Annotated in this window: 12 protein-coding genes; 6 read left to right on the plus strand and 6 right to left on the minus strand. The window is 66.0% G+C overall.

Going from position 1 to position 12,068, the window contains the following annotated elements:
- Positions 1-112: 112 nt before the first annotated feature.
- Entirely contained in the window at positions 113-712 is a 600-nt protein-coding gene (locus LAQ58_RS02400) for a DUF6149 family protein (RefSeq protein WP_224449031.1), read from the minus strand.
- Between the two features lie 269 nt (positions 713-981).
- Between LAQ58_RS02400 and LAQ58_RS02405 the strand changes: the two genes are divergently transcribed.
- The 3 genes from LAQ58_RS02405 (at position 982) to LAQ58_RS02415 (ending at position 2,990) form a co-directional block, all read left to right on the plus strand.
- Positions 982-2,220 (plus strand): NAD(P)/FAD-dependent oxidoreductase, encoded by a 1,239-nt coding sequence (locus LAQ58_RS02405; protein WP_224449032.1) that lies wholly within the window; start codon positions 982-984, stop codon positions 2,218-2,220.
- Positions 2,221-2,306: 86 nt separating this feature from the next.
- On the plus strand, positions 2,307-2,516 hold the full coding sequence (locus LAQ58_RS02410) for a DUF7979 domain-containing protein (RefSeq protein ID WP_224449033.1): 210 nt from the start codon (positions 2,307-2,309) through the stop codon (positions 2,514-2,516).
- 57 nt (positions 2,517-2,573) lie between these two features.
- Positions 2,574-2,990 carry a DUF7124 domain-containing protein gene (locus tag LAQ58_RS02415; RefSeq protein ID WP_224449034.1) on the plus strand — a complete coding sequence of 139 codons (417 nt, stop codon included), beginning with the start codon at positions 2,574-2,576 and terminating at the stop codon, positions 2,988-2,990.
- 87 nt (positions 2,991-3,077) lie between these two features.
- Here the strand turns inward: LAQ58_RS02415 and LAQ58_RS02420 are convergent, their stop codons facing one another.
- Complete coding sequence (locus LAQ58_RS02420) at positions 3,078-3,917, minus strand: ABC transporter permease (RefSeq protein WP_224449035.1); 840 nt, start codon at positions 3,915-3,917, stop codon at positions 3,078-3,080.
- A complete protein-coding gene (locus LAQ58_RS02425; RefSeq protein ID WP_224449036.1) occupies positions 3,914-4,891 on the minus strand; it encodes an ATP-binding cassette domain-containing protein in 978 nt (325 codons plus the stop codon). The genes LAQ58_RS02420 and LAQ58_RS02425 overlap by 4 nt, the downstream gene beginning before the upstream one ends.
- Before the next feature lie 277 nt (positions 4,892-5,168).
- On the opposite strand from LAQ58_RS02425, the gene mptA reads away from it, so the two are divergent.
- The gene (gene mptA, locus LAQ58_RS02430) at positions 5,169-6,095 is read left to right on the plus strand and encodes a GTP cyclohydrolase MptA (protein ID WP_224449037.1); all 927 of its coding nucleotides are present in this window, start codon (positions 5,169-5,171) and stop codon (positions 6,093-6,095) included.
- Here mptA and LAQ58_RS02435 read toward each other — a convergent pair.
- The 3 genes from LAQ58_RS02435 to dnaG form a co-directional block, all read right to left on the minus strand.
- Positions 6,092-6,895, minus strand: a complete 804-nt coding sequence (locus LAQ58_RS02435) for a TrmB family transcriptional regulator (RefSeq protein WP_224449038.1) — start codon at positions 6,893-6,895, stop codon at positions 6,092-6,094. The two genes, mptA and LAQ58_RS02435, sit on opposite strands and share 4 nt — an antisense overlap.
- A 63-nt stretch (positions 6,896-6,958) precedes the next feature.
- Positions 6,959-8,638 (minus strand): DUF255 domain-containing protein, encoded by a 1,680-nt coding sequence (locus tag LAQ58_RS02440; RefSeq protein WP_224449039.1) that lies wholly within the window; start codon positions 8,636-8,638, stop codon positions 6,959-6,961.
- 48 nt (positions 8,639-8,686) lie between these two features.
- Positions 8,687-10,123 carry a DNA primase DnaG gene (gene dnaG / locus LAQ58_RS02445; RefSeq protein WP_224449040.1) on the minus strand — a complete coding sequence of 479 codons (1,437 nt, stop codon included), beginning with the start codon at positions 10,121-10,123 and terminating at the stop codon, positions 8,687-8,689.
- Between the two features lie 259 nt (positions 10,124-10,382).
- Here dnaG and LAQ58_RS02450 point away from each other — a divergent pair, with 259 nt between their 5' ends.
- Complete coding sequence (locus LAQ58_RS02450; RefSeq protein WP_224449041.1) at positions 10,383-10,598, plus strand: DUF3311 domain-containing protein; 216 nt, start codon at positions 10,383-10,385, stop codon at positions 10,596-10,598.
- On the plus strand, positions 10,591-12,054 hold the full coding sequence (locus tag LAQ58_RS02455) for a sodium:solute symporter family protein (RefSeq protein WP_224449042.1): 1,464 nt from the start codon (positions 10,591-10,593) through the stop codon (positions 12,052-12,054). Before LAQ58_RS02450 ends, LAQ58_RS02455 begins: the two co-directional genes overlap by 8 nt.
- Positions 12,055-12,068: the final 14 nt, after the last annotated feature.

Raw genomic sequence — 12,068 nt, forward strand, 5'->3', positions numbered from 1 at the left:
TGTGATACAAAAGATGTAGTGGCTGTCACAGGCCGATATCCGGGGTTTACTCCGGAAAACGTCAACGAAATACACAGTACGCAGCCGAGATAGCCCTTTCGACCCCGGCTGACTACGTCCGCGCGTCCTCGTCGTCGAGGTCCTGCATGCCCGGAGCCGCACGCACATCCACGTCCTCGGGTTCCTCCTGCCCGCCGACGCGGAGTTCGCCGTCGTCGCCTTCGACGTAGACGTCGTCGGCGAAGCCGCCCTGTGCGTGCGGGTGTTCGGGGTCGTCGAGTTTCTCCGGCGTCGACGGGGCCTCAGGGATCTCGCGCGCCCGGAACTCGCCGAGCGGGTCCGCGATGGTGATGTCGTGCTGCCGGAAGAACTCCTCGTAGCGCTCGAAGTGGGCTTCGAGTTCGTCGGCCGGGAACTCCATCATCTCGGTCCAGCCGTGGTTGTAGAAGTCGAAGTTCGCCTGAACGTGCGTGATTTCGCGCGCCTCCGCCTCCGGAAACCCGGCGTCCAGCGCAGCGACGTACGTGTCGAATGTGCAGCCGAAGAACGCCTCCATGTGCGGTTCGCGCTCCTCACGACGTCCCTCCTCGGCTTTCTTGGCGAAGATATTCACGTGGAGGTCGACGAGTTTCCGTGTGGCGATGTCGCCGACGACGGGCATCGTGAGCGCCTGCTTGGCGGCGAAGTGTCGAACGTTCTGGCGGAGTTTCATGGTCGGTCGTTAGGACCCGGTAAACTTCAACTATGCGTGCGGACGTGGTACCGAGTGGCGCCTCGCGTTACTGGACTGTCTCTGATGTGAACAGACACTTCGGGCACTGCGGTCGCTCTACGCCGCAACTCGTGAAGAATAACCGACACAACTGCGGCGACAGCGATGCTCGGCCGAAGAGACGCCGTCTCGGCAGCCACCTCCCGCGTCGAGCGCGAGAATGCTCGGGATAGCAATCCACATTAACCCCCGTTACGAACTTCCCTCACATGACCGAATCGTACGTGATTATCGGCGACGGTATCGCGGGGAGTTCCGCCGCAGAGACGCTCCGCGAAGAGGCACCGGACGCCGAAGTCACCGTTATCACGGACGAGGGTGAAGCCCTCTACAATCGAATTCTCATCAAAGAGTTTGCCAAAGGCAAACTGCCGGAGGCCCCGATCTCGATTCACGACGAGTCGTGGTACGACGAACGCGACGTCGACCTGCGCCTCAACACGCACGTCACGAACATCGACCCGGACGCCCACCAGATAACGACCCACGAGGACGAGACGCTGACGTACGACAAACTGCTCGTCGCCACAGGCGGCACGCCGACGCAGTTGCCCGTCGACAACTCCGACGCCGAGGGCGTCCGCCATTTCTGGACGTTTCAGGACGCGCGGCGCATCCGCGAGTCCGCCGAAGCGGGCGAGAACGCCGTCATCGTCGGCGCCGGCTTACTCGGCATCGACCTCGCGGCCATCTGCGGCGCGCAGGGCGTCTCCGCGAAGTACCTGATGCGCGGTAACGCCTGGTGGCGCTACGCGCTCTCGGTGGAAGGCGCCGAAATCATGCACGAGGCAATGCGCGACGTGGGCGTCGAACCCGTCTTCGACAGCGGCGTCGACCACTTCGAGGTCGACGACGACGGTCACGTCACCGCCGCGGTCGACCCCAACGGCGACCGCTACGACTGCGACTGGGCGGGCGTCGCCATCGGCCTGAACTTCAACACCGAGATTCTCCAGGGCACGGGCGTCAAGCAGGACCACGGCGTCGTCGTCGACCAGTACATGCAGTCGAGCGTCGACGACATCTACGCCGCGGGCGACCTGACGCGTTTCTACGACACCATCCTCGGCGAGTACGCCCAGAACGGGTCGTGGGGCAGCGCGCGCGAACAGGGTTCCATCGCGGGCTACAACATGGTTCACGGCGAGGAGAAGGAGTTCCGCTGGGTCTCGTCGTACTCCATCACCCACTTCGACTTCCCGTTCCTCTCGTTCGGCCACCCGACCATCGGCGACGAGGAAGCCGAGCGTAAGTACTCCGACACCGAGTGGCGGCGCATCGCGTTCAAAGACGGCAAAGTCGTCGGCGGGGTCCTCATCGGCGACCTCTCCGCGCAGAGCGCGCTGAAGAAACTGATGCGCGAAGAGCGCGTCGTCTCCGACCAGGCGGACGTGCTTCTGGAGAAGCAGATCGACCTCGACAACCTCGCGCCGACCCAAGAGCAGTAACTCGGTCTCCTGCCCCGGTTCTCTTGTCTTTCGCAACCGTTAGCGCTGCCAAAAGATTCATAACTTCTCGTGCTAATTGTTGACGTATGTCACAGTCGGCGAACACGACGGTCGCCGTGACGCGAACGGACAGCGTTCCGGCAGGCGCGCGCGTGCGACACTTCGACGAGTTAGACGAGAGCGCACAGCAACACGTCCTCGCGGCAGCGAACGGACAGCTAACGAACACCGCCTCGGTCTCCAACCTCCGGAGCGGGGATGTCGTCGTTTTCACCGATTACTACCGCGTTCACTGAGGAACTCCCGCCGGACGGACCGAAGCCGTTTTCGGCCGACGACGACGACAGACTGGTATGCAAGGCGGCGGCTCAACCGATATGACCCTCGCGTTCGAGTTGGAGGCGCTGAAGCGCCTCGTCGACCCGAACATGGTGTTCAACGACGCCAGACAGTGGACCAAATACGTCGGCGTCGTCAGCGAGAAACCGACGTACGTCGTGACGAACTTCACGCGCAAGGAGCGCATCAGACAGGATTTCTTCTCGGGACCGCGCGGCGTCGAGGAGAGTCTGGAGAACGTCAAGCGCCAGTTCGACACCGACCGCCACGTGTTCGTCGGCACGACCGACGAGGACCGCGAACTCGCCGAAGCGACCGACTGGGAGTACCTCCCGCTCGAACAGGCGGCGGAGGCGGCGAACTGGGACCTCGCGGGCGACGCACCGGAGGAGGACCCTTTCGAGGGAGAGACGCGCGACGACTGGCCCTGATTCGACGACCGATTCTGCTTCGTCGACTGACTCTACGTCGACGACGCGGAGTGCCGGCGGTTTCTCCGCGAGCCTCCGTTTCTCTGGTTATCGCTCCTTGTGGTACATGCGGAGCGAGAGCGGCGCGAACACCGCGACGATGATGACTGAGGCGACGAGCACCCACGTCACATCTCCTATCGCGACGTTGCCGTGCATCAGGCCGCGGGCGGCGTCGACGAGGTGCGTGACCGGGTTTAGCCGGACGACGGTCTGTAGCCAGCCCGGCATGGTCACCGGGTCGACGAAGATGTTGCTCACGAACGTGACCGGGAAGAGCAGCAGGAAGCTCGTCGTCATGACGGACTCGGGGTTCTCGACGGTCAACCCGACGACGATCCAGATCCAAGACAGGCTGAACGCGAAGAGGAGAACGAGGCCGAGCGCGAGGAGCACGCCCGTCACCCCACCACCGGGTCGAAAGCCTAAGAGGAGACCGAGACCGACGACCATGAACGCCGCCATGGAGTAGCGCAACACGTCGCCGAGGAGCGCCCCGACGAGTGGCGCGGGCTGCCAGATCGGCAGCGACTGGAAGCGGTCGAATAGTCCCTTGTCGATATCCGTGTTCAGCCCGACACCCGTGTAGACGGTGATGAAGACGATGGCCTGGACGAGGATGCCCGGCAGGAGGAACTGTATGTACTCCTGAGGAGACCCGGCGAGCGCACCCCCGAACAGGAAGGTGAACAGCAGGGTGTTCATCAGCGGGAACGCCGTGACGTCGAATAGTTGGAAGGGCACGTGCTTGATCTTCAGCAGCGCCCGCCAGCTGAGGGTGAGCGAGGCCGAGAGCGCCCCCGCACGTGGCGGGCGCTCGGTTCGCGAGAGGACGTCGCCGAGTTGCTCTTCCGCGAGGAGGTCGGGGTGCGCAATCTCGTCGTTCATGCGGTCACCTCAGCCGTTCGGTCCGCAGTCGGTCGATCCTCGGCGAATCGCCCCGTGAGCGCGAGGAACACCTCGTCGAGGCTCGCCTGCCCGAGCGAGAACTCGGCGATGTCGACTCCGGCCCTAGCGAGCGCTAACAACGCCTCGGCCGACTTCTCGTCGTTCGGCACGCTCGCGGAGAGCGCGTCCCGGTCGGCCCCGTCGTGGAACTTGACGCCGAGGAGCTCGCCCAAGATGGCTTTCGCCTCGTTGCGCCGGTCGGGGTCACGGAGGCGAACGTCAAGTCTGCTCGCGCCGACCTCGGCCTTCAGTTCCTGGCTCGTTCCCTCGGCGATGATGCGGCCGTCGTCAATGACGGCGAGGCGGTCGGCGAGGTGGTCCGCTTCCTCGAGGTACTGGGTGGTGAGGAGCACGGTGGTTCCGCCGGCGGCGATTGCGCGGATGATCTTCCAGACCTGATTTCGACTCCGCGGGTCGAGTCCCGTCGTCGGCTCGTCGAGGAACAGTACCTCGGGTGTGACGACGAGGCTCGCGGCGATGTCGAGTCGCCGCCGCATGCCGCCGGAGTACGTCCGTACCTGCCGAGAGGCCGCGTCCGCGAGGCCGAAGGCCGCGAGCAGGTCGTCGGCGCGCGCTCGTGCCTCCCGCCACCGAAACCCGAGGAGACGGGCCACGAGGACGAGGTTCTCTCGACCCGTAAGGTCCTCGTCGATGGAGGCGTACTGGCCGGTGAGGCTCACCTTTCCGCGAACCGCCGCGGGGTCGTCGCCCACGTCGTAGCCGAGTACGGTCGCCGAGCCGGCGTCCGGGCGGAGGAGCGTCGCGAGAATTCGGATGATCGTGGTCTTACCGGCGCCGTTCGGGCCCAAGAGACCGTAGACGGTGCCGCGTTCGATTTTCAGATCCACGCCGTCGACCGCGCGTGTCTCTCCGAACGATTTCTTCAGGCCAGTCGTTTCGATAGCGAGCGTCATTTTGTTCCCTCTTTGGGATGGATTAGTTACGGCGCTCTCGAGATTCAACGTAGCGGTCGTCGACCAATCCCCCGAATACCGGCGCATCTGGCGGATTTCACGGTGATTTTCGTTCCAGAGTACCCTCGGTTCGAGCAGGTGATTCGACCAGTTACAGAACGCTTCGCGAGTCCACTTCTCGTTCGCTGTGAGACACTGTCTCCGGGTCGTTCCGCCGTTCGTCGGCCGAGTGACGCTATCGAAAGCACTAATCGCGGACGGTCCCTGGATACGGACAATGAGTCACCAGTTGCCTGACGTGCAGGCAAGCCAGCCCGACGTCACCGTCGGCCTCAGTCAGGTCGGCGTCACGGGCGTCGAAAAGCTCGTGAAACTCGCCCGAGACGGCAAGCGACCCATCGTCCTGATGGCCGAGTTCGAGGTGTTCGTCGACCTCCCGGCGACCCGTAAGGGCGCGGACATGAGTCGGAACATGGAAGTCATCGACGAGACGCTAGAAGCCGCCGTCGAAGAGCCGAGCTACCGCGTCGAAGACGTCTGCGGCGACGCCGCCGAGCGCCTCCTCGAAAAGCACGACTACACCTCTACCGCCGACGTTCGGATGACCGCCGAACTCATCACGCGCGAGCGGACCCCCGCCAGCGACAAGCAGACGCAGGGAACCGCGACCATCATCGCCAGCGCCGTCGCCACCGAAGAGGGGACGCGCGAGGAGATCGGCGCGCGCGTCACCGGGATGACCGTCTGCCCGTGCTCGCAGGGGATGTCCGCGTCCCGCGCCCGCGAGGAACTCGCCGACCTCGGCGTCGACGACGAGACGGTCGAGGCGTTCCTCGACGCGGTTCCGCAACCGGGTCACTCCCAGCGCGGTCACGCCACGTTCACCGTGACGAGCGAGGGGTCGCCGGACGTAGACCTCGGGGACATCATCGACGTGGCTCGCGACTCGATGAGCGCGCGCATCTACAACCTCGCGAAGCGTCCCGACGAGGACCACATGACCTACCACGCCCACGCGAATGCGAAGTTCGTTGAGGACTGCGTGCGCTCGATGGCCGAGGACGCCGTCGACCGGTTCGACCAACTGCCTGACGACGCCGTCATCCACATGAAGCAGTCGAACGACGAGTCCATCCACCAGCACAACGCCCACGCCGAGCGCGAAGTGACGATGCAGCAGTTGCGGAGCGAGCTGAAAATTTAAAGCGAGAGCGGGTCGGCCTTCTCCCAGCGCGGGTCGAACACCGCGCGGACGTCGGCGGCGAACTCGGGGTCCTTCAGGTCTATCATCGCCAGCGCCTCGCCTGGGTCCAGCGGGTTCGGCACTTCGATGCACACCTCCACGTCGTCGATGAGGTTGAACGTCCCCGTCACGTTCTCGCTGGTCCGAACCTCGAACTCCGGATGCTCCGACAGTCCCTCTGTGTACCGCTCGCCGACGCTCGGCGGGAGCGTCGAGACGAGTTCCGGGGTCATGAGAAGCGAGACGGAGACGCCGCGGTCGAGCGCCGCCGTCAGTTCGTCAACGACGGCCACGCTCACCGTCCCAAGGTCGAACTGCGGGGAGGGCGTCGCCGCCACCATCACGACGTGGTCGTCGGCCGTCGCGAGGCGCTCGACGAGCAGGTCGACCGTCTCCGCTGGGCCGACGGCGGCCGTCCAGAACTGTCCCTCGACGGGTTCGCCCGCGTCGAGTTCGTCGACCAACTCGTCGACGATTCCCTCGTACTGCTGGGCTTTCTCTTCGAGTTCGTGCCGCTTGTCCTCGAGTAACCGGTCGAGTGCGGCGTCGGGTTCGACGGCGACGTACTTCTTCGGTCGGCTCGCTGCCTGACTCCGGACGAGGCTGTACTGTTCGAGGCTGTTGAGCACGTCGTAGATGCGCCCCATCGGCACGTCACTCGCCCGTGACAACTCCTTGGCAGTTGTCGGCCCGGTTCGCAGGAGCGCTCGGTACGAACGCGCCTCGTACTCGGACAGTCCGAGGTCTCGGAGAGTCGCCATGCGAGTTCATCTCACGCCGCAGGCATAAACACACCGGACGTTTACACGGCCGAACCGGGACGTTCAGTTGTTTCTGCCGAGGCGACTGGTCGCCGCCGACACCTGCGCCATCAGTTCCTCGGGCGTCGACGCCGACAGCACGGTCTCGCCAACGAGAACCGCCGCCGTCCCGCGGTCGAGGTAGGCGTCGACGCCGTCTCTGCCGTCGAACAGCGCGTCGGCGTCCGGCACGACGATTTTCTCGTGGTCGGCGACGCGCAGCGCCGCCCGGTGCAGGTCGCTTCCGGGGTCGTCGGCGACGGCGACGACGAGCGGGTCGCGACAGAGTCGCGCCGCCACCGCGCCGTAGTCGGCCGCCTGCACGCCGATTCGGTCAGCGGCCCCGGCGAACGCCTCGACCGTCTCGCGGGCGACCTCCCGATACTTCGGGTTTCCGCTCAACACTGCGAGGTCGCAGAGTGCCCCCGCCATCTCGACGTTGTCGTCCAACGGCCGGAACGGCCTATCGAGCAACCCCGGTCCCTCGCCCGGCCCGTCGAGGAACGACCCGCGGTCGTGGAGTTCCGCGATCGCCCTGTCGGCGACCGCTTCGGCGACGCCCAGTCCCTCGCCGAGCACCTGCTGTGCGCGCGCGAACGCGCCGACGACGCGGGCGTGGTCGCCGAGCAGGAGTCGTTCCCCGACATCGTCGCCCGCGCGGTAGTGCGTCACCGCCCCCTCGTCGTCGACGAGGTCGGTTTCGAGGAAGTCGAGCACGCGCTCGGCGTACCGCTCGGCGTCGGCGTCGTCGGTGTAGCCCGCGTAGGTGAGCATCGCTTCGGCGGCGAGGGCGTTGCCGCCCGCGTACGCGGTCAGATCGACCCGCGGTTGTCTGGCTTCGGCGCGCTCGTCGGCCGACAGCGCGTAGTAGTCACTCCCGGCGGCCGGACCGACGCTCCCGCCGACGGCGACGCCCGTCCAGAGGTCGTCGGTGAGAAAGTCGATGGTCCGCTTCGCGGGACGACGGTAGGCGTCGTCGCCGGTGTAGAGGTAGGCGTCGGCGAACGTGCGGACGAGCGCCGCGTTCGTGTCGAGCAGTTTCTCGTGGTGGACGCCGCTCCAGTCGCGGCCGCTCGCGTAGCGGAAGAAACCCCCAGAGACGTCGTCGAACAGGTGGTCGCGGACTGCGTCGAGCGTCCGCAGCGCCTGATTTCGCTCGCGCTTGAGCGCGAACTCGACGGTCCGCGGCAGCGGGAACTTCGCGTCGTCGCCCCACCCGGCGTGGACGTCGTCGTACTTCTCGCCGAGTTGGCCCGCCAGATACGCCTCGACGGCGGGCGAGAGGTCGCCCGCCGGCGTCGGCTCGTCGGCGAGCGCGCGCGGCACGCGTCCGCCGTCGGCGCCGCGTTCGGCCCACGCCTCGCGGACGCTGTCGAGCACCTGCCGCATCCCGTCAGGTCCGAGGTAGCCCGCACCCGAGAGAATCGCGCCCGAGGGTGTCGCGAACACCGTAGAAGGAAACCCGCCCACGTTATACCGCTCGCGGACGCGCGGGTGCCGGTCGACGTCGATGCGTACCGGAACGAAGTCGTCGTTGACGTTCGCGGCGATGCGCGGTTCGGCGTACGTCTCGGCGTCCATCTCGTGGCACCCGGCGCACCACGTCGCCGACAGCGACAGCAACAGCGGACGCTCCGTCTCGGCCGCTTCGGCGAACGCCACCGGTCCCCACTCGCGCCACTCGACGCGCGTCTCGTCGTCCATACACGCCCTCCGAGAGCGCCGCGGGTAAGCGCTTCGAGGTTTCTGCGCTTACGCGCTCGCGCGCTGCAACTGCGCGGCGGTTCGAACGCGCACGTCTACGGGTTTCTTCACGAACTCGCCGGTCGACCGCGCGACGACGTGGTCGACGCCGCGCTGGGCGGCCACGTCGAGGAGGCGCTGGTCGAGTTCGCCGTCGAGGACGACGGCGTACGGCACCCTGTCGGCGTCGACGAGGGCGTCGAACGCCTCCGATTTCCCGACCTCCGCGAGGAGATCCAGGTCGGCGTCGAGCAAGCGAGCGAGACCGCTCGACTCGTCGATTATCTCGGTAACGTGCTCCCTGAGGCTCTTCGGTTCCGGCGGGAGCGCCGACTGAGCGGCGTCGCCGTCCGCGTCCGAGTCGGCCTCGGCGCCTGCGGTAGTTCCGCTGCCGTCGTCCGACGCGCTCTCTCCCTTGGTCGGGTTTTCGCCGTTGGCTGCACCGTCGTCGTTGGCAGCACTGCCGCCGTTAACCGTTTCGCTCTCCGCCTGTTCGGCGTCGGTCGTCTCCCCTACAGCGGGGGAGGGAGTCGTCGGAGCGTCAGTCGTCTCCGGCGACTCCGTTCGAGGGTCCGACGGCCGCTCCGGGGCGGGCGTCGAACTGCCGTCGGTCGCCGCGACCGACGAGCGGACGTCCGCGTCGTCGTCGACGGCGTCGTACGGAACTTTGCCGCGCAGCGCCGCCATCACCTCGTGACGGGCGAGGTCCTCGACGGAGCGACCCGGCGGCGCGAACGCGACGTAGTCGACGTCGCCGACCTGCGCGAGTTCGCGGAGGATGAGTTCGCCGCCGCGGTCCCCGTCGAGGAAGGCGGTGACGGTCCGGTTCTCGGTCAGTTCGGCGACGGCGTCGGGTACGTTGGTCCCCTCGACGGCGACGCCGTTTTTGATGCCGTAGCGGAGCAGCGTCAGAATGTCTGCGCGTCCCTCGACGACGACGATGGCGTCGGAGTCGGCGACCCGCGGTCCCGCGGGCAAGCCGTGGTACTCCGTGATATCCTCGACGCGGACGCTCTCACGCACCTCTTCGAGGATTTCGCGGCTGGTCATCACGCTGTCGTCGAACGCCTCCGAGAGCAGTTCTTTCGCGCGGTCGACGACCTCGCGTCGCTTGGCGCTGCGGACGTCCTCGATGTCAACGATCTCCGCGTGTGCTTGACACGGACCGACACGCGTGATCGTCTCTAGCGCGGCCGCTAGAATTGCGGTCTCTACTTTGTCGAGGCTACTAGCGATGGTGATCCGCCCGAACGACTGACCCCTCTCGCTGTCGATTTCGACGTCTATCCGTCCGATCTTCGAACCTTGCTGGAGGTCGCGAAGGTCCAAATCGTCGCCGAGGAGGCCTTCGGTCTGCCCGAAGACCGCCCCGACCACGTCGCTCCGCTCGACCACCCCGTCGGCGGTCACCGAAGCGTGTATGAGATATTTCGCAGTGTCTTCCATAATTGAATCACCGGTGATTGATGTTGATGTGAAATGTGGGCGGTACGGCCGTCCACATCCCCGTATATAAGTTTTGCAGGCGGGATATAGCTATCGCACTCCTCGCCGACGCCGGTGAACCGCCGACCGTTCTCGCTGGTTCACGGCCGCGAACGCGCCTTTGAGACAGTAATCTTACATTAAGAAGAATACTCTTCAAAGCAGCGAATTGAACTCAAATTAGCAGCGCTTAACAACTCGAGGTGACAAATGACACAGCGTGACTCGACAAAAAACCGATTATCTCTGGATTGCGGTGTTTGCGCTGCTCGCCATCTTCGCAGTTCCGTGGTTCCTCTGGGGAGACGCGCGCGTCGTCGCCGGACTGCCGCTGTGGCTCTGGTGGCACGTCGGCTGGATGGGCGTCGCGAGCCTCGCGTTCTACGCGTTCACCCGTGGGGCGTGGGACCGCGGGATGGGGGTGACCCGTGGTTAGTTCACTCGCCGTCCAGATGGGTGTCGTCGGCGCGTACCTCGTCGTTGCGCTGGCGGTCGGACTCGTCGCCTACCGCCTGACCGACCGGGGAGCGGAGGATTACTACCTCGCCAGTCGCTCGCTCGGTACCGTCGTCTTGCTGTTCACGACGTTCGCGACGCTACTCTCTGCGTTCACGTTCTTCGGCGGCCCGAACCTTGCGTACGCGGCGGGTCCCGAGTGGATTCTCGTGATGGGGCTGATGGACGGCATCCTCTTCGCCATTCTCTGGTACGTGCTCGGTTACAAGCAGTGGCTCGTCGGGCGCGCCCGCGGTTACGTGACGCTCGGCGAGATGCTCGGCGACCGCTTCGGGTCGACTGGACTCCGCGCGCTCGTCGCCGGCATCAGCCTCTTCTGGCTGTTTCCATACATCATGCTCCAGCAGATGGGCGCAGGCGAAGCCGTCGTCGGCCTGACGGAGGGCGCGGTCCCGTACTGGGCGGGCGCGGCGCTCATTACGGTCTTCATGGTGGTGTACGTCGCCGCCGCCGGACTCCGCGGCGTCGCGTGGACTGACACGCTCCAGGGCATCTTCATGCTCGGAATCGTCTGGGTCGCCGTCGGCTGGGTGCTCGTCGCCATTGACGGTCCGGCGACCGCCTACGCCGGCTTCAGCGCGGACGAACTAGCGCTCGGCGGCGGTCTCTACTCGCCGCAGTACATCGTCTCGACGGCGGTCACCATCGCCTTCGGCGTGGCGATGTTCCCGCAGATAAACCAGCGCTTCTTCGTCGCGAAATCCGGCCGCGTGCTGAAGCGGTCGTTCGCACTCTGGCCGGTTCTCGTGGTTCTGCTGTTCGTCCCGGCGTTCATGCTTGGCACGTGGGCGGCGGGTCTCGGCGTCGAGGTGCCCGAGGGCGCGAACGTCGTCCCCGTGCTCCTCAACGAGTACACGCCTGTCTGGTTCGCGGCGCTCGTCGTCGCAGGCGCGATGGCGGCGATGATGTCCTCGTCGGACTCGATGCTGCTGTCGGGGTCGTCGTACCTGACGCGCGACCTCTACCGACCCCTCGTCGAACCCGACGCCACCGAGGCGAAGGAGGGGTGGGTCGCCCGCGTCGGCGTCGCCGTCTTCGCCGTGGGTACGTTCGTCGCCAGCCTCTTCCGACCGGGATCGCTCATCGAGGTCGGGGATCTCGCGTTCAGCGGGTTCGCCCAACTCGCGCTCCCCGTGCTGGTGTCGCTGTACTGGACGAGGACGACCCGAGACGGGATGTACGCCGGCATCGTCGGCAGTCAGGCGTTCTACGCGCTCCACTCGCTCGGCCCGCTCCCGGCGACGTACTTCGGGTGGGACGCCGCGCTCTACGGGATGATTCTCGGACTCGTCCTCACCGTCGGCGTCTCGGCGGTCACCTCCCCCGCGCCCGACGAGAAGCGCGCGATGTTCACGGAGGGCCTGAGCGCGGACTGAGCGCGCGTCGTCGG

Source organism: Haloprofundus salilacus (genome assembly GCF_020150815.1).
Lineage (GTDB): Archaea > Halobacteriota > Halobacteria > Halobacteriales > Haloferacaceae > Haloprofundus > Haloprofundus salilacus.